General features: G+C 64.8%; 21 protein-coding genes. 16 read left to right on the forward strand and 5 right to left on the reverse strand.

Going from position 1 to position 22247, the window contains the following annotated elements; translation table 11 throughout:
- Positions 1-9: 9 nt before the first annotated feature.
- The 5 genes from ACNQP3_RS26065 to cobG form a co-directional block, all read right to left on the reverse strand.
- Complete coding sequence (locus ACNQP3_RS26065; RefSeq protein ID WP_264316591.1) at positions 10-690, reverse strand: hypothetical protein; 681 nt, start codon at positions 688-690, stop codon at positions 10-12.
- 93 nt (positions 691-783) lie between these two features.
- Complete coding sequence (cobJ, locus tag ACNQP3_RS26070) at positions 784-2481, reverse strand: precorrin-3B C(17)-methyltransferase (protein WP_041166603.1); 1698 nt, start codon at positions 2479-2481, stop codon at positions 784-786.
- Complete coding sequence (locus tag ACNQP3_RS26075) at positions 2469-3203, reverse strand: precorrin-2 C(20)-methyltransferase (RefSeq protein WP_171577229.1); 735 nt, start codon at positions 3201-3203, stop codon at positions 2469-2471. Before ACNQP3_RS26075 ends, cobJ begins: the two co-directional genes overlap by 13 nt.
- On the reverse strand, positions 3200-3826 hold the full coding sequence (locus ACNQP3_RS26080; protein WP_012274400.1) for a precorrin-8X methylmutase: 627 nt from the start codon (positions 3824-3826) through the stop codon (positions 3200-3202). Before ACNQP3_RS26080 ends, ACNQP3_RS26075 begins: the two co-directional genes overlap by 4 nt.
- Positions 3819-5150: a precorrin-3B synthase gene (cobG, locus tag ACNQP3_RS26085; protein WP_012274401.1), complete on the reverse strand. Its 1332-nt coding sequence runs from the start codon at positions 5148-5150 to the stop codon at positions 3819-3821. The genes ACNQP3_RS26080 and cobG overlap by 8 nt, the downstream gene beginning before the upstream one ends.
- Before the next feature lie 145 nt (positions 5151-5295).
- Between cobG and cbiE the strand changes: the two genes are divergently transcribed.
- The 16 genes from cbiE to urtE all read left to right on the forward strand — a co-directional run bounded on the left by cbiE (position 5296) and on the right by urtE (position 22245).
- On the forward strand, positions 5296-6507 hold the full coding sequence (gene cbiE / locus ACNQP3_RS26090) for a precorrin-6y C5,15-methyltransferase (decarboxylating) subunit CbiE (protein ID WP_264316592.1): 1212 nt from the start codon (positions 5296-5298) through the stop codon (positions 6505-6507).
- Positions 6500-7594 carry a cobalt-precorrin-5B (C(1))-methyltransferase gene (locus ACNQP3_RS26095; protein ID WP_012274403.1) on the forward strand — a complete coding sequence of 365 codons (1095 nt, stop codon included), beginning with the start codon at positions 6500-6502 and terminating at the stop codon, positions 7592-7594. The genes cbiE and ACNQP3_RS26095 overlap by 8 nt, the downstream gene beginning before the upstream one ends.
- Positions 7591-8310: a cobalt-precorrin-6A reductase gene (locus tag ACNQP3_RS26100; RefSeq protein ID WP_060514272.1), complete on the forward strand. Its 720-nt coding sequence runs from the start codon at positions 7591-7593 to the stop codon at positions 8308-8310. The genes ACNQP3_RS26095 and ACNQP3_RS26100 overlap by 4 nt, the downstream gene beginning before the upstream one ends.
- Before the next feature lie 123 nt (positions 8311-8433).
- The gene (locus ACNQP3_RS26105) at positions 8434-8871 is read left to right on the forward strand and encodes an NfeD family protein (RefSeq protein WP_012274405.1); all 438 of its coding nucleotides are present in this window, start codon (positions 8434-8436) and stop codon (positions 8869-8871) included.
- Between the two features lie 27 nt (positions 8872-8898).
- Entirely contained in the window at positions 8899-9753 is an 855-nt protein-coding gene (locus ACNQP3_RS26110) for an SPFH domain-containing protein (RefSeq protein WP_012274406.1), read from the forward strand.
- Positions 9754-9970: 217 nt separating this feature from the next.
- A complete protein-coding gene (locus ACNQP3_RS26115; protein ID WP_012274407.1) occupies positions 9971-10360 on the forward strand; it encodes a DUF2946 domain-containing protein in 390 nt (129 codons plus the stop codon).
- Positions 10361-10407: 47 nt separating this feature from the next.
- Positions 10408-10893 (forward strand): copper chaperone PCu(A)C, encoded by a 486-nt coding sequence (locus tag ACNQP3_RS26120; RefSeq protein WP_012274408.1) that lies wholly within the window; start codon positions 10408-10410, stop codon positions 10891-10893.
- 22 nt (positions 10894-10915) lie between these two features.
- Positions 10916-11347 carry a DUF2946 domain-containing protein gene (locus ACNQP3_RS26125; RefSeq protein ID WP_012274409.1) on the forward strand — a complete coding sequence of 144 codons (432 nt, stop codon included), beginning with the start codon at positions 10916-10918 and terminating at the stop codon, positions 11345-11347.
- 66 nt (positions 11348-11413) lie between these two features.
- The gene (locus ACNQP3_RS26130) at positions 11414-13480 is read left to right on the forward strand and encodes a TonB-dependent copper receptor (protein ID WP_264316593.1); all 2067 of its coding nucleotides are present in this window, start codon (positions 11414-11416) and stop codon (positions 13478-13480) included.
- A 58-nt stretch (positions 13481-13538) separates the two neighbouring features.
- Entirely contained in the window at positions 13539-14906 is a 1368-nt protein-coding gene (locus ACNQP3_RS26135; protein WP_264316594.1) for a PepSY-associated TM helix domain-containing protein, read from the forward strand.
- Between the two features lie 222 nt (positions 14907-15128).
- Entirely contained in the window at positions 15129-16535 is a 1407-nt protein-coding gene (gene cycA, locus ACNQP3_RS26140; RefSeq protein WP_264316595.1) for a D-serine/D-alanine/glycine transporter, read from the forward strand.
- 188 nt (positions 16536-16723) lie between these two features.
- Positions 16724-17989, forward strand: coding sequence for an urea ABC transporter substrate-binding protein (gene urtA / locus ACNQP3_RS26145; protein WP_012274414.1), 1266 nt, complete (start codon positions 16724-16726; stop codon positions 17987-17989).
- 86 nt (positions 17990-18075) lie between these two features.
- Entirely contained in the window at positions 18076-19596 is a 1521-nt protein-coding gene (gene urtB / locus ACNQP3_RS26150; protein WP_374701313.1) for an urea ABC transporter permease subunit UrtB, read from the forward strand.
- Positions 19596-20675, forward strand: a complete 1080-nt coding sequence (urtC, locus tag ACNQP3_RS26155) for an urea ABC transporter permease subunit UrtC (RefSeq protein WP_012274416.1) — start codon at positions 19596-19598, stop codon at positions 20673-20675. The genes urtB and urtC overlap by 1 nt, the downstream gene beginning before the upstream one ends.
- Complete coding sequence (gene urtD, locus ACNQP3_RS26160; RefSeq protein ID WP_264316596.1) at positions 20672-21529, forward strand: urea ABC transporter ATP-binding protein UrtD; 858 nt, start codon at positions 20672-20674, stop codon at positions 21527-21529. Before urtC ends, urtD begins: the two co-directional genes overlap by 4 nt.
- A gap of 17 nt (positions 21530-21546) precedes the next feature.
- Positions 21547-22245, forward strand: a complete 699-nt coding sequence (gene urtE, locus ACNQP3_RS26165; protein ID WP_012274418.1) for an urea ABC transporter ATP-binding subunit UrtE — start codon at positions 21547-21549, stop codon at positions 22243-22245.
- Positions 22246-22247 lie beyond the last annotated feature (2 nt).

Consider the following 22247-nt stretch of genomic DNA (forward strand, 5'->3'; position numbering starts at 1 on the left):
GCCGCGCTATCAGATGTCGTATTGGAGTACGCTCTCGACGCTGCGCACGCCGAGTTTGTTTTCCACGGTTTCGCGAACTTTGTCGTACACGAAGTTGTTGAGCGTGAGCACCGCGGTGCCGGCGTAGTAGTGGGTCTTGTCCAGCTTCCACTGGATGCCCAGCACGTCATCGTCCAGTGTCGGGGCAGATGCCTGGATGCAGCTCACGACCATGACCACATCGTTGCTCTCTGTTTCGATGCAGGCAGCCAGGCCAACCATGCCCCTGGATTTGTTCTTGCGTTTGTGGTCGAGCACCTTGGCGTCGTTTTCGACGGTGGTCATTTTATCGAAGGCCATCTTGGCCAGAGCACCCAGCTTGGTGCCCCCCAGCAGTGCGTTGCCAGCAACACCGATCGCCCGGACGGCAACGGCGCCTACGGTGACAGACAGCTCCGCCGACGTTTCCAGCTCGAAGGTGCGTCGAGGGATGGTAAAGCCAAGATCACGCATCACATCGATGAATTTGTCGTACCACTCCCGGCTCTGCTTTTCGGCATCGAACGCTTTGTCGGCCACTAATGTGGCGAAGTGGAAGGCGTTCTTGACGTCGTGACGGCTTTTCGCAGACATACCTGCGCCGCAGGCCAGCAGGTTGCCTTCGACCAGGATGGCGGTGTTGTTGGTGGTGACTTGTGTTTCATCGGACATGTAGAAACTCCTTGATGGTTGCCCCTTGAGTCAGGGGCAATCACCTTATCCAGCCCGCTGGCGATTCAGCGCGCTGAAGAGTTTCCGACGCAACTAGTTGGTGGTGGGGTACCAACGCGGGGTGTAGGCCCATACCCCGCCCGACAGACGAGGGAATACGCAGGTTGTAGAGGAGCCGACCAACACCATGGTGCGCATATCGACCATTTCTGGCTGCAGCTCGGCCAAGGTGACTACCTTCAGCGTCTGCCCCGGCCTACCGATGTCACGCCCAAGGACTACAGGCGTGCTCCCGTCGCGGTGCCGACGCACCACCTCCAGCGCCACCCCTAGCTGGTGCGGCCTGGCTTTGGAGATCGGGTTGTAGAACGCCAGCACCAGGTCGGCCTGAGCCGCCAGGTCCAGGCGCTTTTCGATGATCGACCAGGGCTTGAGGTTGTCCGACAGCGACATCACGCAGAAGTCATGCCCCAGCGGTGCTCCCGCCTGGGCGGCGGTTGCCAGCGAGGCCGACACCCCTGGCAGAATCTCAAGGTCCACGCGGTGCCAGGCGGGATCGCTGGACTCATGCAACGCTTCAAGCACCGCAGCGGCCATGGCGAACACGCCCGGGTCACCCGACGAAACCACCACCACCGAACGGCCCTGGGCCGCCAGCTCGAAGGCATGCCGGGCGCGCTGCATCTCTTCACGGTTGTCGGTGCAGTGCAGGATCTGGTCATCACGGAACGGCCCGGCCATGCGCACGTAGGTTTCGTAGCCGAGCACATCCTCAGCCTGTGCCAGTTCGGCCTTGACCGCCGGCACCATCAATTGCGCCGCACCTGGACCAAGGCCGATAACCGCCAGACGACCGCGACGGCGGCCGATTTGTGCTACATCGACCGGCGCAGGCGCCACCGCGATGACTACATCCCCATGCGTTATCAACTCGGCATTGGGCAATGCCGCAGCAACCATGCTGGCCACGTCGCCTGGGTTGCTGGCAAAGCGCAAGGCGACACCCAAGGTCTGCGCAGCCTCGTGCAAGGCACTGTCGGCCATGGCGCGCTCGTCCGCCAGCACGCAGGCTACCGATGGCTCGGCGATGCCGGCCTGCTGCAATGCCGCACGCATGCTGTGCAGGTTGCCACCGGCAACACCCACGACCACCGAGCGCGGGTGGATCAGCAGTTCGTCGCGGTTGGCCGGGCGCACCTGATGCCCCACATGGATGGTGCGCTGCGCCGCTTCGCTGGCGGGCAACTGCACCTGCTGCAACCACGGGGCGTCACCCTCGATGCGCACCGACTCACCTGCCAGCAAATCGGAAACGAAACGCTTGCCTTGCTCGATGTCCGCCAGTGCGTAACCTTGCGGCGGGTTCAACAGGCAAGTGCCGAAGCGCAGCTCACCACTGGTGGTAATGGCGGCGGCAACGCCCAGCGCTTCTGCGATTTCGCGCGCCATCAGGTTGACCCCACCGAGGCCACCGAGCAACGGCACTACCGCGCTGCCATCCTCGGCCACGGCCAGTACCGGCGGCTCGCTGCCCTTCTCGCTAAGCACGCTGGCCAGGCTGCGAATGACGATACCGGCAGCACACAGGGCAATGATCGGCATGTCCTGCTGGTACAGCCCGCGCAGGGTATCGCCGAACGCGGTGTACGACTGGTCTGCCCCCTCGACACGCCCCTGCAGGCCATGGATTGTGGCCTGTGGGTAGCACTGCTGGATTCGCTGCGCGGTGGCCAGGCTACCCGGGCCAAGGATGACGATTGCCGGTGCCTTGTGCATGTTCAACCCTGCCATTTTTCCCCCGGCACGATGATCAGCGAGAAGTACGGCGACGACTGCGGGTCGACCTGGTCCAGCGGCACGATCTTCTGGTTGGCCATGGTCGCCCGCTCCACATACAGCGCACGCCCGTCCAGGCCCAGTTCGGCCAGCACTTCGCGCACCTTGGGGAAATTGCGCCCAAGCTTCATGATCACCGCTGCATCGGCATCGGCCAGGCGGCGCTTGAGCTCTTCGGCGGGCAACACACCAGACAATACCGACAGGCTCTGGTTGCGGTACACCAGCGGCGCGCCCAGTACCGAAGCACCACCAAGCATCGAGCAGACACCGGGGATCACTTCGGCCTCATAGCGCTGCGCCAGGCGGTCATGCAGGTACATGTAGGAGCCGTAGAAGAACGGGTCACCTTCGCAGATCACCGCCACGTCGCGGCCGGCATCCAGGTGCTCGGCCACTTGCACGCTGGCTTCGTCGTAGAAGTCGCTGATCACCTGCTCATAGGACAGCGGCGCCGGCAGGGCTTCGGTGGTTACCGGGTAGACCAGCGGCAGCAGGGTCTGCTCGGGCTGCAGGTGTGCTTCGATGATCCCAAAAGCGTTACCACGCTTGCCCTTGGCCACGAAGTAACCGACCACCGGCGCCTCGCGCAGCAGGCGCAAGGCCTTGAGGGTAATCAGTTCCGGGTCGCCAGGGCCCACGCCCAGGCCCAGCAGTCGTCCACGCGGCAGCATCATTCCACCTCCGTGGCCAGGGCGTTGACCGCGGCGGCAGCCATCGCGCTACCGCCCAGGCGGCCTTGCATGATCACGAACGGCACGCCGCGGCTGTCAGCGGCGAGCATGGCCTTGGACTCGGCAGCACCGACGAAACCGACCGGAAAGCCGAGGATCAGCGCAGGCTTGGGTGCGCCAGCATCGAGCATTTCCAATAGGTAGAACAGGGCGGTGGGGGCGTTGCCGATCACCACCACGCTGCCTTCCAGGTACGGCCGCCACAGCTCCAGGGCCACGGCGGAACGGGTGTTGCCGGCGTCTTTGGCCAAGCCCGGCACGCTGGGGTCGCGCAGGGTGCAAATGACTTTGTTGTCTGCTGGCAGCCGGGCCCGGGTAATGCCTTCGGCCACCATGTGCGCATCGCACAGGATCGGCGCGCCGTTGAGCAGCGCCTCTCGCCCGGCCCGTCCGGCACCTTCGGAAAACTGCAGGCCATCGATGGCGTCGACCATGCCGCAGGCGTGGATCACGCGCACGGCGAGCTTTTCCAGGTCGGCGGGGATCCGCTCAAGCTTGGCTTCCTCTCGGATGATCCGAAAGGAATTGCGATAGATCTCCTGACCATCGCGGATGTAGTCAATCATCAAGGTGCTCCGTCGGCAGGTCGAGCATGGCGCCTGCTTCATTCAAGGTAAGGTCGGTGGCGCGCAGGGCACCGAAGCCCGGCTGGCGCGCATCACGCAGGTACAGGTCGTAACGGCCCGGCGAACGGGCCAGCAGCGTGGCCGGGGCAACATGGGCCACGGCGCAGGAACGAGGGCAACCGGACAGGTGCACGCTGGCGGGCACGCCAGGGCCCAGCAGCGCGGCCAAGGCAACGGCGTCGGCCTTGGTCTCGCCAAGGGCCTTGGCGCAGCCGCTGGCACCGGTGCAGGCGCTGATGCGCGCCAGGGGTTCGTGGTCATGGCACAGCAAACCCAGCGCAGACAGTTCGGCTTGGGCTTGGTCGATGTGTTGTGCTTGCAGGTTGGTCAGCACCAGGCTTTGCCAGGGGCTCAGACGCAGGCTGCCATCGCCCAGTTCGCGGGCAATGCGCGCGGCACCACGCAGCATGGCGGGGGTCAGGCGGCCTTGCGGCGGGGCCACGCCAAGGGCAACACCGTGCGTCTGGGGCAGCGTGCCCAACCACGAGGCGCGGTGCTCTTCACGGCGCCATCCGAGCACGGCGGCATCACGGCGGATATCCAGGCCCAGCCCGTCGACGAAATCAGTTGCCGAGTGCACTTCAAGCAACTGGCGCATGCGCGACTGCGTCGGGGTTGCCAGGTCGAGGAAGCGTTCCAGCACTGCGCGCACCAGCGCCAGGCCCTGCGCCAGCGGCACCGCGCCGAGCACTTTGCCGTCCGCCGGGCAGCCCGCCAAACCAAACGCCAGCCAGGTCTGCTGCAGCAGGCGTAGGGGCGATAGCCACAAGTCATGGGGGTGCTCAAGCATGGCCAGGCGTTCGCCAGCATCCAGTTGCACGGCGAACTTGGCCGACAACTGGTGAAAGCGCGGGGTGCCTTCCAGCAGGTCGAGGATCTGCCCGGCCAGCGGCCGCGCGTCCAGCAGCATTGCCGGGTCATGCCCGGCCAGCGGGCTGAGCATCAGGTTGCGCACATCGTCACCGGCCGCCTCGCGCGGGCCCAGGCCGGCTGCGAGCAGGGTCTCGACCAAAGCACGATGCTCGCTGCCAATGCCGCGGATCTGCAGGTTGCCACGGTTGGTGGCCTCGATCACACCACCGGCAAAACGCTCAGCTGCCGCCGCTACCGCTTCGGCCTGCTCGGCCAGCAGCAGGCCGCCAGGCAGCTTGATGCGGCAGATGCCGCCATCACGGGCACTGACGATGCGCCACAACCCCGGGCAGGCCGAGGGGCGAGACGAAACGTTGGGGGCATGGGCCTGCGTCAAAGGGGTATCCGGCAATCTGTGAAAATGCGCTTGAGTGTAGAAGGCGCGGTATTATGCCTGCTTTGTCCGGCGGCATGAAAAGCCGGTGGTCGAGCACCGTTCGAGTTTTAGCTGAAATGTTGGGGCTGCCATGCAGCTCCAACATATTGAAGAGGTACACATGGCACCCTGGCTGACAGTAGTAGGCATCGGCGAAGACGGCTTCAGTGGCCTGGGCAAACAGGCCCGGCGTGCGCTGTTGGGCGCTGCGCAGATCTTCGGCAGCCCACGCCAGCTGGCCCTGCTACCGCGCTGCGTGCCCGGCGAGCGGCTGGGCTGGCCAAGCCCGTTTTCGCTGGCCCCGGTGCTGGCCCTGCGTGGCGAGCCCGTGTGCGTACTGGCCAGCGGCGACCCGATGTTCTACGGCGTCGGTGCCAGCCTTGCACGCCAGGTACCCGCCGATGAAATGCGCGTACTGTCGATGCCCACCTCCTGCGCACTGGCCGCCGCCCGCCTGGGCTGGCCGCTGCAGGATGTGCAGGTGGTGTCTCTGGTAGCCCGCCCCCTGGCGGCGCTCAATGCTCACCTGCACAGCGGCGTACGTTTGCTGGTGCTGAGCAACGACGGCGACAGCCCGGCGGCCATTGCCACGCTGCTGCGCGAGCGTGGCTACGGGCCAAGCCGCCTGCGTGTGTTCGAACACCTGGGAGGCCCGCACGAACGTGTGTTGGCCGGCACCGCCCAAGACTGGCCACACGCCGATATCGCAGCGCTCAACCTGGTGGCCATCGAATGCCTGGCCACGCCCGAAGCGCCGCGTCTGCACCGGCTGGCCGGGCTGCCGGACAGCGCCTTCCGGCATGACGGCCAACTGACCAAACGCGATGTCCGCGCCATCACCCTGGCGCGCCTGGCGCCGCAGCCCGGTGAACTGCTGTGGGACGTGGGCGCGGGCTGCGGCTCGATCGGCATCGAATGGATGCGCGCCCACCCGGCCTGCCGCGCGCTGGCCATCGAGGCCGACGAAGGCCGCCAAGGCTTCATCGAACATAACCGCGATGCATTGGGTGTACCCGGCCTGCAGCTGGTGCGCGGCAAGGTCCCAGCGGCACTGCAAGGCCTGGAACGCCCGGATGCGATCTTCATCGGCGGCGGCGTCACCCGCGAGGGTGTGCTTGACCTGTGCTGGGCCAGCCTGCGCCCCGGTGGCCGGCTGGTAGCCAACGCGGTAACCCTGCAAAGCGAACTGGCCCTGGCGTCTTTTCGCGAGCAGCACGGTGGTGAGCTGACCCGCATCCATGTCGCCCACGCCCAGCCCTTGGGTGCGTTCGACACCTGGCGCCAGGCGCTGCCGATCACCCTGCTGGATGTGGTGAAGCCCGCCGATGCGTGAAGAGACCCGCGAACAGCCCGCGCCCCTGCGCAGCGGCCTGACCACCGGCAGCTGCGCCACCGCCACCAGCCTGGCGGCCGCTCGCTTGCTGCTGAGCGGCGAAACCAGCGATGCCGTCAGCATTACCTTGCCCAAGGGCAAGGTGGTGCAGATGCGCCTGGAGTTCTGCCGATTAGCCGGCGAAAGCGCCGAAGCCGGCACACTCAAGGACGCTGGCGACGACCCGGACGTGACCCACGGCGCCCTGCTCTACAGCCAGGTGCGCTTGCTGGACGAGCCAAGCATCCGCTTTGTCGCCGGCAGCGGTGTCGGCACCGTGACCCGGCCGGGGCTGGTGCTTGCGGTGGGTGAGCCGGCCATCAACCCGGTGCCGCGCCGCATGATCAGCGAGCACCTGCAACGCCTGGCCGACGAATGCGGCTACTTCGGCGGCTTCGAGGTCACGGTCAACGTGCAGGGCGGCGAACAGCTGGCACTCAAGACCATGAACCCGCGCCTGGGCATCCTCGGCGGGCTGTCGATCCTCGGCACCAGCGGCATCGTGCGGCCGTTCTCCTGTGCGGCCTATATCGCCTCGATCCACCAAGGTATCGACGTGGCCCACACCAACGGCTACACGCATATCGCCGCCTGCACTGGCAACGCCAGCGAAGACACCATGCGCCGGGTCTACGGCCTGCCGGAAATCGCCCTGATCGAAATGGGCGACTTTGTCGGCGCGGTGCTCAAGCACCTGCGCAAGGTGCCGGTGCCGCGCCTGACCCTGTGTGGTGGTTTTGGCAAGATCAGCAAACTGGCCGCCGGGCACATGGACCTGCACAGCCGCCATTCCAGCATCGATCTGCCGCAACTGGCGGGCTGGGCCGCAGACATTGGTGCTGACGCAGCGCTGCAGGCCGCCATCATCGGCGCCAACACTAGCCAGCAAGCGCTCGCGCTGGCGCATGCGGCCGGCATTGCCCTCGGGGACGCGGTATGCGCCCACGCCCTGGCGTTCGCCCGCAGCGTGGTGCCGGCGCAGGTGCAAGTGGAAGTGTTCGCCATCGACCGCCAAGGCGGTATCGTTGGCCGGGCAGGTGTGCAATGACTGCGCGCATCCTGCTGCTGGGCGGTGTCACTGAAGCCCTGGCCATCGCTCGTCGCCTCGGCCCGCAGCATGTCTACAGCCTGGCCGGTATCGGCCGCGTACCGCAGGACCTGCAATGCCAGGTACGGGTCGGCGGCTTTGGCGGCGCCGAGGGCTTGGCCAACTACCTGCGCGAGGCGTGTATCACCCTACTGGTCGATGCCACCCACCCCTACGCTGCACAGATCAGCCGCAATGCTGCCAGCGCTGCGCGTAGCGCCGGCGTCACGTGCTGGGCCTTGCGCCGCCCGGCCTGGCAAGCGCAAGCGGGGGACGACTGGCGTGAGGTCGAGGACTGGGCGGGGCTGAGAGAGGCACTCAAGCCGTTCCGCAGGCCTCTGTTCACGCTAGGCCGCGAGCCGTTGCAACACCTGGACGAGATTCCGCCGGAGCAGTTCTGGACGTTGCGAGCGCTGGAAGCCTGCCCAGGCAATGAGCGCTGCGAAGTGATCGGTGCACGCGGGCCGTTCCATATCGAGGATGAACGGGCATTGTTCCAGCGTCGCAGCATCGATGTGCTGATCAGCAAGAACAGCGGCAGCGTGGCGACCGAACCAAAGCTGGAGGTAGCACGGGAGCTGGGCGTACCGGTGTTGGTACTGAAGCGGCCAGCTTTACCGGATGTGGACCGCGCTTTCGAATCACCCTCAGACCTGGCTGCAGCGCTCGACCTGTAATCTCAAACTACGTACGGCGGCGGTCCTACAACCATTTCGGATCTTTCTGGCAACTTGTCAAATGGCGCTGCATCACTGTCCTCCCTTAAACTCAACACCCCTCCCCCGCAAGGTTTCACCCATATGGAAATGCAATGGTGGATCTGGCTGGTCTTCGGCATCGCGCTGATCCTGCTCGAACTGGTCCTGCCGACGTTCTTCATCCTCTGGTTCGGCATCGGTGCCGTGTTGGTCTCGCTGATCTCGCTCGCTGCTCCCAGCCTGCAACTGGACATGCAGGTGCTGCTGTGGGTACTGCTGTCATCAGTCACCACGGCGCTCTGGTTCAAGCTGTTCCGACGCAAGCAGCCAGATGTGCGCTGGACCGCCGACAGCGTGATCGGCGAAGTGGGCCTGCTGACCGCTGGGGTGTCGGAGTTCCACAAAGGCCGTGTGCGTTTCCAGAAGCCGATTCTCGGCAACGAAGAATGGACCTGCATCGCTGACAGCGAAATCCCGGCCGGCGAACGGGTGCGCCTGACCGCCATCGAGGGGAACACCGCCCGCGTCGTCCGGGCCTGAATCCGCAAAAAAAGGAATTAAAGCACCATGACCAGCCTCATCGTCGTCGGCGCCATCGCCCTGTTCGTCCTGATCACCGTGTTCAAAGGGGTGCGCATCGTGCCCCAAGGCGAGGAATGGATCGTCGAGCGCCTGGGCCGCTATCACAGCACGCTCAAACCGGGCCTGAACATTCTCATCCCGTACATGGACGTGGTCGCCTACCGCCTGCCGACCAAGGACATCATCCTCGATGTGCAACAGCAGGAAATCATCACCAGGGACAACGCCGTAATCGTCGCCAACGCCCTGTGCTTCGCCAAGGTGGTCGACCCGCAGAAAGCCTCGTATGGCGTGCAGAATTTCTCGTTCGCTGTCACCAGCCTGACGATGACCTCGCTGCGCGCCATCGTCGGCGCCATGGACCTGGACGAAGCGTTGTCCAGCCGCGAGCAGATCAAGGCCCGCCTGCGCGAGGCAATGTCCGAGCAGACCGAAGACTGGGGCGTTACCGTGCGTTCGGTGGAAATCCAGGACATCAAGCCTTCGGAAAACATGCAACTGGCCATGGAACGCCAGGCCGCCGCCGAGCGTGAGCGCAAGGCCGATGTAACCCGCGCCGAAGGTGCCAAGCAGGCAGCGATCCTTGAAGCCGAAGCACGCCTGCAGGCAGCCAGGCTGGATGCAGAGGCGCAGATCAGCCTGGCCGAGGCCTCGGCGCGGGCGATTTCGCTGGTCAAGGAAGCGGTGGGCAACGAGACCGTGCCGGCCATGTACCTGCTGGGCGAGCGCTATATCGGGGCCATGGAGAACCTGGCGGGCAGCAACAATGCCAAGGTGGTGGTGTTGCCGGCGGACCTGCAAGAGACCGTGCGCGGGTTGATGGGCCGTAACAAGGCTTGAGATTGTCGGGGGCGCTTTGCGCCCCATCGCGACACAAGGCCGCTCCTACAGGGACCGCTGCCCAACGGTACGCGGTCCTTGTGGGAGCGGCCTTGTGTCGCGATGGGCTGCGCAGCAGCCCCGTTACCCGACCACCTGCGTCACTTCACCGCACCCCGTCATTTTTACCTATACTCCGCCTTACAATACCCACCACGATTCCTGACCGGATCTCTCCATGCCCCCACGTCGGCACATTGCCTGGATAGCCTGCCTTGCAGTGCTGTTCAACCTGCTGGCCATGCCGCTGTCCTCTGCTGCGCCCAAGGGCCCGGCCGAACAGCTGCTGTGGGGGGCTTTCTGTTCCAGCATGGCCAACAAGGCCAACGTCGATGTCCAGGCCCTGGCCAAGATCGACCTCGGCCCGCAAAGCGACGACAGCGCCAGCATGATGAATTGCTGGTGCTGCTCTGGCGCCGCGCCGCTGCTGGCCCTGCCCGGCTACCCGCCACAGTTGCACAACCCGCCGACACTGCTCGCCGGCCTGTTGCCGCCGCCTGCCAAGTACCAACCCACGCCGCGCCAACTCTGGCCTGCGCTAAACCCCCGTGCCTCTCCGCTGGCCTGAGTTCATCACGCTGTCTGCCTGAACCTGAACAGAAACGGAGATTCACCATGCTCAAGCACGCCCTCGTCATGGCCGCCCTGCTGCTGCCTGGCGCCTTTGCCAATGCCCACGAATACAGCGTGGGTGACCTGCACATTGCCCACCCCTGGTCGCTGCAGCTGCCACCCAACGCGCCCAACGTCGCCGCGTATTTCGTGGTGCACAACAATGGCCAGGCCGACGACCGCCTGCTCAGTGTCGACAGCCCCATCAGCGATGACGCGCAACTGCACGAACATGCCATGAGCGCCAGCGGCGCCATGAAGATGCAACAGGTGCCCAGCGTGGTGGTGCCTGCCGGCAAGGACCTGACCTTCGCCCCCAGCGCCTACCATGTGATGCTGATGCAGCCCAAGGACCGCAGCCTGCTCACGGATGGCAAACGCTTCCCGTTGACCCTGCATTTCGAAAAGGCCGGCGACATCACCGTCGAAGTGGCTGTGCAGAAGCAGGCGCCAGCGGACCAGCCGCAAGCCCACGAACACGCGCACTGACACCTGCTGACAGGCACTCGCCATGAGCCTGCCGCGCAACAGCATCAGCCGTACCACCCGCCCTGACCGCAGGCGCGCCGGTGGCGGATGGCTGAGCCTGTTCGCCATGTGGATGATCTTCATCGGCCCGCTGATTTCCCAGTCGATGCCGATGGACCACCACGCCGGCATGAGCATGCCAATGGACATGCCGATGGCGGCTGCCCATCAGCATGGCGGCGACAGCCATCACGGCCATGGCGGCGATGGCCAACTGCACGTGATGTGGGAAAAGTGCGGTTACTGCAGCCTGTTGTTCAATTGCCCGGCCCTGCCCCAGGCCCTCAGCCCGCTCAGTGCCGGCAGCGTAATCCCCACCAGCCATCTGCTTGCGCCAACGCACCAAGGCCATGCCCGGCAGGCTGTATTCCCCGGTGCGCGCAGCCGCGCCCCGCCTTCCTCGATCAGCGTCTGAACCCACATTTTGCGCACGGAGCCAGGAGGCTTCGCGCTAACTCATGACTGATCGACTGGAATCATTATGTCCGGCTGCACCCCTGTTTTTGCCTTGTCCCTGCGTGGGACTCTCGCCGCCGTGTGCGGCTCGCTGCTCGCGCCCGTGGCCCTGGCCGCCGACCCTGGCCATGAAGGCCATGCGCACGACGCACCCGAGCTGAGCCCGACGGTGATCACCGCCGTGGCCCCAAGCTCGCCACTGACCGTGGTCACCAACCCGAAAGACCCGCGCCAGCCAGTGCCGGCCAGCGACGGCGCCGACTACCTGAAGACCATCCCCGGCTTCTCGGCGATCCGTGCCGGTGGCACCAACGGTGACCCGGTATTGCGCGGCATGTTCGGCTCGCGCCTGAACATCCTCACCAATGGCGGCCTGATGCTCGGTGCCTGCCCCAATCGCATGGACGCACCCACGTCCTACATCTCGCCGGAAACCTACGACCGCCTGACCGTCATCAAAGGCCCGCAAAGCGTGATCTGGGGCCCGGGCGGCTCGGCAGGTACCATCCTTTTCGAGCGCGAACCGGAGAAGTTCGGCACCCTCGGCAGCCGGGTCAACGCCAGCCTGCTGGCCGGCTCCAACGGCCGTTTCGACAAGGTGCTGGATGCCGCTGCCGGTAACAGCCAGGCCTATGCCCGCTTTGTCGGCAACCAGTCACGCTCGGACGATTACCACGACGGCAACGACGACACCGTGCCATCGCGCTGGGAAAAGTGGAACGGCGATGTCGCCCTAGGCTGGACTCCCGACCAGGACACCTTGCTGGAACTCACGGCCGGCAAGGGCGATGGCGAGGCCCGCTACGCCGGGCGTGGCATGGACGGCTCGCAGTTCAAGCGCGAAAGCCTGGGCCTGCGCTTTGAAAAGTCCAACCTCGGCGAAGTGCTCGACAAGGTCGAGGCGCAGGTCTACTACAACTACGCCGACCATGTGATGGACAACTACAGCCTGCGTACCCCGTCGGGCAGCGGCATGATGGGCATGCCGATGGTCAGCAACGTCGACCGGCGCACCCTGGGCGCACGCATCAAAGCCACCTGGCGCTGGGCCGATGTGCAGCTGATCAGCGGCATCGACGCGCAAACCAACGAACATCGCCAGCGTGGCGGCATGGGTGTGGACGCACACAAGGGCCAGGCCTGGACCAAGGACGCCGACTTCCACAACTACGGCGCTTTCAGCGAACTGACCTGGTATGTCAGCGGTGAAGACCGGCTGATTACCGGCGCCCGCCTGGACCGCGCCTCAGCCCGTGACTTCCGTAAAGGCAGCGCCACCGAAGGCGATACCCGCGCCGACACCCTGCCCAGCGGTTTTATCCGCTACGAGCACGACCTGGCAGCCCTCCCGGCCACCACTTACATTGGCCTCGGCCATGCCCAGCGCTTCCCTGACTACTGGGAGCTGTTCTCGCCCAAGCTGGCACCGCCTGGGGCGGCCAACGCCTTCGACGGCATCAAGCCAGAGAAGACCACCCAACTCGACTTCGGCATCCAGTACCGCACCGAACGCCTGGAGGCCTGGGCGTCGGGCTATGTCGGGCAGATCCGCGACTACATCCTGTTCGACTACCGCACCGGCATGATGGGCATGAGCACTTCCCGGGCACAGAACATCGACGCCCGCATCATGGGCGGCGAACTGGGCGCGGCCTACCTGCTGACCGAAAACTGGAAGGCCGACGCCACGCTGGCCTACGCTTGGGGCAAGAACAGCAGTGATGGCAAAGCGCTACCCCAAATGCCACCACTGGAAAGCCGTCTGGGCTTGACCTACAGCCGCGATGTGTGGAGCGTCGGCGCACTGTGGCGGCTGGTGGCGGCGCAAAACCGCATTGCCGAGAACCAAGGCAACGTGGTCGGCAAGGACTACGACAAGAGCGCCGGCTTCGGCGTGTTCTCGCTCAACGGCGCCTACAAGGTGAACAACAACCTCAAGCTCAGCGCAGGGGTCGACAACCTGTTCGACAAAACCTACGCCGAGCACTTGAACCTGGCCGGGAACGCCGGGTTCGGCTACCCGGCTACCGATCCTCAGCCGGTCAACGAGCCAGGCAGGACCTTCTGGACCAAGGTCGATTTCAGCTTCTGACAACAACAACGGGCGCAGCTTCGGTTGCGCCCATCAGCTGGTCAAACAGGAGGTTCCCATGAGAGGAACACGCAGCAATTTCTATAACCTGGCCTGGCGTTGGCACTTCTATGCGGGGCTGTTCGTGGCCCCGTTCATGATCCTGTTGGCGATCACCGGGATCATCTACCTGTTCAAGCCGCAGCTCGACCCGCTGCTGTACCGCGACTTGATGGTGGTCGAAGCCGGCCACCACCGGCAGGGCGCGGACATGATGCTGGCCGAAGTACGCCAGGCTTACCCCAAGGGCCATGTCGGCCAGTACCTGCCGCCACTGAGCGCCGAGCGCAGTGCACAGTTCGTGGTGCATGACGGCGGGCGCGAACTGAACGTTTTCGTCGACCCCTACAACGGCAAGGTCCTCGGTGAGCAGGACGGCAAGCAGAACCTGCAGGCCATCGCCCGTGCGCTGCATGGTGAACTGATGGTCGGCACGCTCGGCGACCGCCTGGTGGAACTGGCCGCCGGCTGGGGCATCGTGCTGGTGGTGTCGGGCCTGTACCTGTGGTGGCCACGCGGACGCAATGGCGCTGGCGTGCTGTGGCCCCGGTTCAGTGCGCGCGGCCGCTTGTTCTGGCGCGACCTGCATGCGGTAACTGGCTTCTGGGGTTCGGCCCTGTTGTTGCTGATGCTGGTCAGCGGCATGACCTGGACCGGCCTGTGGGGCAAGCAGTATGCCGATTTGTGGAACCGCTTCCCGGCCGCCATGTGGAACGACGTGCCCAAGTCGGACCAACAGGCGGGTGAGCTGAACAACGCACACCGCCAAACCGTGCCCTGGGCGATGGAAAACACGCCAATGCCGCAGTCTGGCGCACACGCCGAACACGCCGGCCACTCCATGATGTCAGACATGCCCGCAGCGCCTCAGGTGAGCGTGCAGCAGGTCGAGGACATCGCCACTTCGCGCCAGGTCGAGCCGGGCTACAGCATCACCCTGCCCACCACTGCCGACGGGGTGTTCACCATTGCCGTGTTCGCCGACGACCCGCGCAACGACGCTACCTTGCATGTCGATCAATACACCGCCAAGGTTCTGGCCGATGTGCGCTGGCAGGACTACAGCCCGGTCGCCCGCGCCACCGAGATGGGCGTGATGCTGCATGAAGGCAAGATGTTCGGGGCGTTCAACCAGGTCGTCATACTGCTGGTGTGCCTGATGATTCTGCTGGGCTCGGTGAGCGGCCTGGTGATGTGGTGGAAGCGCCGGCCAGCCGGTGGGCTGGGCGTGCCGCCGCTGCGTCATGACCTGCCGCGCTGGAAGACGGCGGTGGGGGTAATGCTGGTGCTGGGGGTGATGTTCCCGCTGGTGGGGGTATCGATGGTGGTGATGTGGGTTGTCGATAGCCTGGTGGTAAGGCGCCGTCGGATGCTGGTTCAGGCTTGAGATTGCCGGGGGCGCTTTGCGCCCCTTTCGCGACACAAGGCCGCTCCTACAGGAATGCGCGATCATTGTAGGAGCGGCCTTGTGTCGCGAAAGGGCTGCACAGCAGCCCACAGCTGCCACCCAAAAGTAGAGTCGATCTGTCGCGCCCTGAACTGGAACGCGCGTGTTAGCCTAGCCGGCTACCTCAGACAAGAAGACCGACCTTACAAGGGAATGCAGCCTATGACGCAAACCTCACACTCAACGCCAGATGAACAGCATCTGCAGCGCAACCTGACCAACCGCCACATCCAGCTGATCGCCATCGGCGGCGCGATCGGTACCGGCCTGTTCATGGGCTCGGGCAAAACCATCAGCCTGGCCGGGCCGTCGATCATCTTCGTCTACATGATCATCGGCTTCATGCTGTTCTTCGTCATGCGCGCCATGGGCGAACTGCTGCTGTCGAACCTGAACTACAAGTCGTTCATCGACTTCTCCGCCGACCTGCTCGGCCCCTGGGCCGGCTATTTCACCGGCTGGACCTACTGGTTCTGCTGGGTGGTCACCGGCATCGCCGACGTGGTCGCCATCGCCGCCTACACACAGTTCTGGTTTCCCGACTTGCCACAGTGGATACCGGCGCTGACCTGCGTCGGGCTGCTGCTGTCGCTGAACCTGGTGACGGTGAAAATGTTCGGCGAGCTGGAATTCTGGTTCGCCCTGGTCAAGATCGTCGCCATCCTTGGCCTGGTCGCGACTGGCCTGTACATGGTGATCACCGGCTTCACCTCGCCCAGCGGGCGCACCGCACAGCTGGCCAACCTGTGGAATGACAGCGGCATGTTCCCCCATGGCCTGATGGGCTTCTTCGCCGGTTTCCAGATCGCGGTGTTCGCCTTCGTCGGCATCGAGCTGGTGGGTACCACCGCCGCCGAAGCGAAGAACCCGGAGCGCACCCTGCCGCGGGCGATCAACTCGATCCCGATCCGCATCATCGTGTTCTATGTGCTGGCGCTGATCGCGATCATGGCCGTGACCCCATGGCGCGACGTGGTGCCAGGCAAGAGCCCGTTCGTCGAACTGTTCGTGCTGGCGGGCCTGCCGGCAGCGGCGAGCATCATCAACTTCGTGGTACTGACCTCGGCGGCCTCGTCGGCCAACAGCGGCGTGTTCTCCACCAGCCGCATGCTCTACGGCCTGAGCCAGGAGGGTGATGCGCCCAAGGCCTTCGAGAAGCTGTCGAGCCGCTCGGTACCGGCCAACGGCCTGTACTTCTCCTGCACCTGCCTGCTGCTGGGCGCGGTACTGATCTACCTGGTACCGGACGTGGTCGAGGCGTTCACCCTGGTGACCACGGTGTCGGCGGTGCTGTTCATGTTCGTCTGGACGCTGATCCTGCTGTCGTACCTGAAGTACCGCAAAAACCGCGCAGCGCTGCACCAGGCGTCGAAGTACAAGATGCCCGGCGGGCGCTTCATGTGCTACGTGTGCCTGGTGTTCTTCGCCGGCATCCTGGTGCTGCTGAGCCTGGAGGCCGACACCCGCTCGGCGCTGGTAGTGACGCCGATCTGGTTCATGATTCTGGCGGTGACGTATCAGTTCGTGCGCAGCAGACGCCATCCACGCACGGCTGTGCGTAACGGCTGATGGCCTCGGGGGCCGCTATGCGGCCCCAATCCTGTGCACACAAATATTCCAGGCACCAAGCTGGACCTCGCCAACGCCCCATCACCTCGCACAACCCTTCTATTACGCCAGTTTCGCCACTAGGCACACCCCTTGCAACGCCCCTCCCCGCTGCCCAACACCCTAAAAGAACTCAGCGGAGAGAGCACATGAAGCGTCGCAGTCTGATCAAGGCTTTTACCCTCAGCGCATCGATTGCGGCGATGGGCCTGAGCTGGAGCATCCAGGCCGCCGAGACCATCAAGGTTGGCATCCTGCATTCGCTGTCGGGGACCATGGCCATTTCCGAGACCTCGCTCAAGGACATGGCGCTGATGACCATCGACGAGATCAACGCCAAGGGTGGCGTGAACGGCAAGATGCTCGAGCCGGTAGTGGTCGACCCAGCCTCCAACTGGCCGCTGTTCGCTGAAAAGAGCCGTCAGTTGCTGACCCAGGACAAGGTCGCCGTGGTGTTCGGCTGCTGGACCTCGGTGTCGCGCAAGTCAGTGCTGCCGGTGTTCGAAGAGCTCAACGGCCTGCTGTTCTACCCGGTGCAGTACGAAGGTGAAGAGATGTCGCCGAACGTGTTCTACACCGGCGCCGCGCCCAACCAGCAGGCGATTCCGGCCGTGGAATATTTGATGAGCGAGGACGGCGGTAGCGCCAAACGCTTCTTCCTGCTGGGCACCGACTACGTCTACCCGCGCACCACCAACAAGATTCTGCGCGCCTTCCTGCATAGCAAGGGTGTGGCCGACAAGGATATCGAAGAGGTGTACACGCCGTTCGGCCACGCCGATTACCAGACCATCGTCGCCAACATCAAGAAGTTCTCCGCCGGTGGCAAGACGGCGGTCATTTCCACGGTCAACGGCGACTCCAACGTGCCGTTCTACAAGGAGCTGGCCAACCAGGGCCTGAAGGCTACCGACGTGCCAGTGGTGGCCTTCTCGGTGGGCGAAGAGGAGCTGCGCGGCATCGACACCAAGCCACTGGTGGGCCACCTGGCGGCGTGGAACTACTTCGAATCGGTGGATAACCCGGTGAACCAGAAGTTCGTCGCCGACTGGAAGGCCTATGCCAAAGCCAAGGGCCTGCCGGGTGCCGACAAGGCCGTAACCAACGACCCGATGGAAGCCACCTATGTGGGCATCCACATGTGGGCGCAAGCAGTGGAAAAAGCCAAGTCCACCGACGTCGACAAGGTGCGTGAGGCGCTGGCCGGGCAGAGCTTCAAGGCGCCCTCGGGCTTCACCCTGACCATGGACAAGACCAACCACCACCTGCACAAGCCGGTGATGATCGGCGAGATCCAGGATGACGGGCAGTTCAGCGTGGTGTGGGAAACCGAGCAGCCGCTGCGGGCGCAGCCATGGAGCCCGTTCATCCCAGGCAACGACAAGCGCCCGGACTATGCAGTGAAAGGTAACTGAGCACTGGGGCCGCCATGCGGCCCCATCGCGAGCCAGCTCGCTCCTACAAATGAAGTGCTTCCCCTGTAGGAGCGAGCTGGCTCGCGATGTATCCACCGCCGATCTCCAGGATTACCCGCATGCTCAGACTCCTGCTCACCCTGCTCCTGCTACTGCCGCTGGCAACCCAGGCCAGCGAGGGCGAATTCTTCCTTACCGCCAAGCCCGCCGAGCAAGCCCGTCTGCTCGAAGGCTGGGCGGCGCAACCAGATGCCGCGCGCCTGCCACTGCTGAATGAACTGCGCCAAGGCCGCATCGCCGCCGATGACACCCGCAAGTTACGCCTGAACAACCGCCTGCGCGGCCTGATCGACAACGCCCTGGCCAGCCACCAGTTGCTCAGCGACAACAGCGACACCCGCCTGGCCGCCGCCCAACACCTGCAAAAAAGCGCACAACCGGCGCAGATGGCCTTCCTCGACCGGCGCTTCGCCGCCGAGCCGGACGCCGCCGTCCACGCCGCCCTGGGCCTGGCCCTGGCCAACCTGCAACTGGGCGCCAGCGAACCCGCCGTTCGCCTGGCCGCCGTGCGCCTGCTGGGTGAAACCGGCGACCCGCTGGCCCGCACCCGCCTCGAAGCGCTGCTGCAACCGGATGCGGAAGCCGATGCCGGCGTACGCACCGCCGCCGAAACCAGCCTGGCCCAGGTCAAGCGCAAGCTGCTGGTCGGCGAACTGCTCGGCCAGGCATTCAGTGGCCTTTCGTTGGGTTCGATCCTGCTGCTGGCGGCGCTCGGCCTGGCGATCACCTTTGGCCTGCTCGGGGTGATCAACATGGCCCACGGCGAGATGCTGATGCTCGGCGCGTACAGCACCTACATGGTCCAGGTGCTGCTGCAGCGCTACGCCCCAGGCGCCATTGAGTTCTACCCGCTGATCGCCCTGCCGGTGGCCTTCGCGGTCAGTGCCGGTGTGGGCATGGCGCTGGAGCGCGCGGTCATCCGCCACCTGTACGGCCGCCCACTGGAAACCCTGCTGGCTACCTGGGGCATCAGCCTGATCCTGATCCAGGCCATTCGCCTGCTGTTCGGCGCGCAGAACGTCGAGGTGAGCAACCCGGCCTGGCTGTCCGGCGGTATCCAACTGCTGCCCAACCTGGTGCTGCCGTACAACCGCCTGGTGATCATCGGTTTCGCCCTGGCCGTGGTCCTGCTCACCTGGCTGCTGCTCAACCGCACGCGGCTGGGCCTGAACGTGCGCGCAGTCACCCAGAACCGCAACATGGCGGCTTGCTGCGGGGTGTCCACCGGGCGCGTCGACATGCTCGCCTTTGGCCTGGGTTCTGGCATCGCCGGGCTCGGCGGCGTAGCCCTGAGCCAGGTCGGCAACGTCGGCCCCGATCTGGGCCAAAGCTACATCATCGATTCGTTCCTGGTGGTGGTGCTGGGCGGCGTGGGGCAACTGGCCGGCAGCCTGTGGGCCGCCTTCGGCCTTGGCATCGCCAACAAGCTGCTGGAGCCGCAGATCGGTGCCGTGCTCGGCAAGATCCTCATCCTTGCGTTGATCATTCTGTTCATCCAGAAGCGTCCGCAAGGCCTGTTCGCCCTCAAGGGACGGGTAATCGACTGATGAACCAGCCACTGCTTGTCACCGCTACGCAAAAGGCCGGGCCACGCCTGACCCTGGCCATCGGCGCCGTCGTCGTGCTGCTGCTCGTCGCCCTGCCGCTGCTCTCGCTGCTGCCGGCGGACCATGCCCTGCAGGTGTCGGCCTACACCCTGACCCTGGTCGGCAAGATCCTCTGTTACGCCATCGTCGCCCTGGCCCTGGACCTGGTCTGGGGCTATGCCGGGCTGCTGTCGCTGGGCCATGGCCTGTTCTTCGCCCTGGGCGGCTATGCCATGGGCATGTACCTGATGCGCCAGGCGGCCGGCGACGGCCTGCCGGGGTTCATGACCTTTCTGTCGTGGACCGAGCTGCCGTGGTACTGGGCCGGCACCCAGCATTTTGCCTGGGCCCTGTGCCTGGTGGTGCTGGCACCGGGGCTGCTGGCGCTGGTGTTCGGCTGGTTCGCCTTCCGCTCGCGGATCAAGGGCGTGTACTTCTCGATCATGACCCAAGCCCTGACCTTCGCCGGCATGCTGCTGTTCTTCCGCAACGAAACCGGTTTTGGCGGCAACAACGGGTTTACCAACTTCCGCACCATCCTCGGCTTCGACATTACCGCGCAAGGCACTCGCGCGGTGCTGTTCCTGCTCACGGTCGGCCTTTTGCTGGCCAGCTTGTACCTGTGCTGGCGCCTGACCCGCAGCAAGTTCGGCCGCCTGCTCACGGCGGTGCGCGATGCCGAAAACCGCATGATGTTCTGCGGCTACGACCCACGCGGCTTCAAGCTGCTGGTGTGGGTCCTGAGCGCCGTGCTGTGCGGCCTGGCCGGGGCGTTGTATGTGCCACAGGTGGGCATCATCAACCCCAGCGAAATGTCGCCGACCAACTCCATCGAAGCCGCCGTGTGGGTGGCCTTGGGCGGGCGCGGCACGCTGATCGGCCCGTTGCTCGGCGCCGGCCTGGTCAATGGCATGAAAAGCTGGTTCACCGTGGCCTTCCCGGAGTTCTGGCTGTTCTTCCTGGGCGCACTGTTCATTCTTGTCACCCTGTACCTGCCCAAGGGCGTGGTCGGCCTGTTGAAGAAAAGGAGCCAGCCATGAGAGGCGTGCCCCCGGTTCACCCGGAATTCATGTTGGAGCCGGTGTTCGACCACCTCGGCGCCGGTCGCGACGCCATCGGCCTGGGCCAAAGCCGCAAGGCTGGCCTCGACACCCGCCACGGCACGGTGCTGAGCCTTGAAGACATCAGCGTCAGCTTCGATGGTTTCAAGGCGCTCAACGCGCTGAACCTGTACATCGGTGTGGGCGAGCTGCGCTGCATCATCGGTCCCAACGGCGCCGGCAAGACTACGATGATGGACGTGATCACCGGCAAGACTCGCCCTGACACCGGCAGCGCTTTCTTTGGCGACACCCTCGACCTGACCCGCATGAGCGAATACCAGATCGCCCAGGCCGGCATTGGCCGCAAGTTCCAGAAGCCCACGGTATTCGAGGCGCTGACAGCGTTCGAAAACCTGGAGCTGGCGCTGAAGGCCGACAAGTCGGTATGGGCCAGCCTGGCAGCGCGGCTGAGCGGCGAGCAACGCCAGCGCATCGAAGAGGTGCTGAGCACCTTGCGCCTGCTGCCCCTGGCCCAGCGCCAGGCTGGCTTGCTGTCGCACGGACAGAAGCAGTTTCTGGAGATAGGCATGCTGCTGGTGCAGGAGCCGAAGTTGCTATTGCTGGATGAACCGGTGGCGGGCATGACCGATGCCGAGACCGAGTTCACCGCCGAGTTGTTCAAGGGCCTGGCTGGCACGCATTCGTTGATGGTGGTGGAGCATGACATGGGCTTTGTCGGCAGCATCGCCGACCATGTCACGGTGCTGCACCAGGGCAGTGTGCTGGCAGAAGGGTCGCTGGAGCAGGTGCAGGCGGATGAGCGGGTGGTCGAGGTGTATCTGGGCCGATGATCAATCGAGGACATGACATGCTTAAAATCGACACCCTGCACCAGTACTACGGCGGCAGCCACATCCTGCGTGGCCTGTCTTTCGAAGCCAAGGTCGGCGAGGTTACCTGCCTGCTGGGCCGCAACGGCGTGGGCAAGACCACCCTGCTGCGCTGCCTGATGGGCCTGGTACCCGCCCGTGACGGGCGTATCGAATGGGAAGGCAAGCCCATCACCAGCCTCAAGCCCCAGCAACGGGTCCACGCTGGTATCGCCTACGTGCCCCAGGGCCGCGAGATATTCCCGCGCCTTACCGTCGAGGAAAACCTGCTGATGGGCCTGTCGCGCTTCCCCGCCCGTGAAGCCCGCGAAGTGCCGACCTTCATCTACGAGCTGTTCCCGGTGCTGGAGCAGATGAAGCAACGCCGTGGCGGCGATTTGTCTGGCGGCCAGCAGCAACAGCTGGCCATCGGCCGCGCCCTGGCCAGCCGCCCGCGCCTGCTGATTCTCGACGAGCCCACCGAAGGCATCCAACCTTCGGTGATCAAGGAAATCGGCGCCGTAATCCGCCGCCTGGCGCAGCGCGGCGACATGGCGATTCTGCTGGTGGAGCAGTTCTACGACTTTGCCGAAGAACTGGCCGACCAATACCTGGTCATGTCCCGCGGCGAAATCGTCCAGCGCGGCCGCGGTGAAAACATGCAAGCCGAAGGTGTGCGCGGGCTGGTAACCATTTAATC

Source organism: Pseudomonas sp. LFS074, assembly GCF_047978165.1.
GTDB lineage: Bacteria > Pseudomonadota > Gammaproteobacteria > Pseudomonadales > Pseudomonadaceae > Aquipseudomonas > Aquipseudomonas putida_P.

Bases quoted from the DNA above. Each gene is read 5' to 3' on its own strand.
- ACNQP3_RS26065 (WP_264316591.1), bottom strand. From the start codon at position 690: ATGTCCGATGAAACACAAGTCACCACCAACAACACCGCCATCCTGGTC.
- cobJ (WP_041166603.1), bottom strand. From the start codon at position 2,481: ATGGCAGGGTTGAACATGCACAAGGCACCGGCAATCGTCATCCTTGGC.
- ACNQP3_RS26075 (WP_171577229.1), bottom strand. From the start codon at position 3,203: ATGATGCTGCCGCGTGGACGACTGCTGGGCCTGGGCGTGGGCCCTGGC.
- ACNQP3_RS26080 (WP_012274400.1), bottom strand. From the start codon at position 3,826: ATGATTGACTACATCCGCGATGGTCAGGAGATCTATCGCAATTCCTTT.
- cbiE (WP_264316592.1), top strand. From the start codon at position 5,296: ATGGCACCCTGGCTGACAGTAGTAGGCATCGGCGAAGACGGCTTCAGT.
- ACNQP3_RS26095 (WP_012274403.1), top strand. From the start codon at position 6,500: ATGCGTGAAGAGACCCGCGAACAGCCCGCGCCCCTGCGCAGCGGCCTG.
- ACNQP3_RS26100 (WP_060514272.1), top strand. From the start codon at position 7,591: ATGACTGCGCGCATCCTGCTGCTGGGCGGTGTCACTGAAGCCCTGGCC.
- ACNQP3_RS26105 (WP_012274405.1), top strand. From the start codon at position 8,434: ATGGAAATGCAATGGTGGATCTGGCTGGTCTTCGGCATCGCGCTGATC.
- ACNQP3_RS26110 (WP_012274406.1), top strand. From the start codon at position 8,899: ATGACCAGCCTCATCGTCGTCGGCGCCATCGCCCTGTTCGTCCTGATC.
- ACNQP3_RS26115 (WP_012274407.1), top strand. From the start codon at position 9,971: ATGCCCCCACGTCGGCACATTGCCTGGATAGCCTGCCTTGCAGTGCTG.
- ACNQP3_RS26120 (WP_012274408.1), top strand. From the start codon at position 10,408: ATGCTCAAGCACGCCCTCGTCATGGCCGCCCTGCTGCTGCCTGGCGCC.
- ACNQP3_RS26125 (WP_012274409.1), top strand. From the start codon at position 10,916: ATGAGCCTGCCGCGCAACAGCATCAGCCGTACCACCCGCCCTGACCGC.
- ACNQP3_RS26130 (WP_264316593.1), top strand. From the start codon at position 11,414: ATGTCCGGCTGCACCCCTGTTTTTGCCTTGTCCCTGCGTGGGACTCTC.
- ACNQP3_RS26135 (WP_264316594.1), top strand. From the start codon at position 13,539: ATGAGAGGAACACGCAGCAATTTCTATAACCTGGCCTGGCGTTGGCAC.
- cycA (WP_264316595.1), top strand. From the start codon at position 15,129: ATGACGCAAACCTCACACTCAACGCCAGATGAACAGCATCTGCAGCGC.
- urtA (WP_012274414.1), top strand. From the start codon at position 16,724: ATGAAGCGTCGCAGTCTGATCAAGGCTTTTACCCTCAGCGCATCGATT.
- urtB (WP_374701313.1), top strand. From the start codon at position 18,076: ATGTATCCACCGCCGATCTCCAGGATTACCCGCATGCTCAGACTCCTG.
- urtC (WP_012274416.1), top strand. From the start codon at position 19,596: ATGAACCAGCCACTGCTTGTCACCGCTACGCAAAAGGCCGGGCCACGC.
- urtD (WP_264316596.1), top strand. From the start codon at position 20,672: ATGAGAGGCGTGCCCCCGGTTCACCCGGAATTCATGTTGGAGCCGGTG.
- urtE (WP_012274418.1), top strand. From the start codon at position 21,547: ATGCTTAAAATCGACACCCTGCACCAGTACTACGGCGGCAGCCACATC.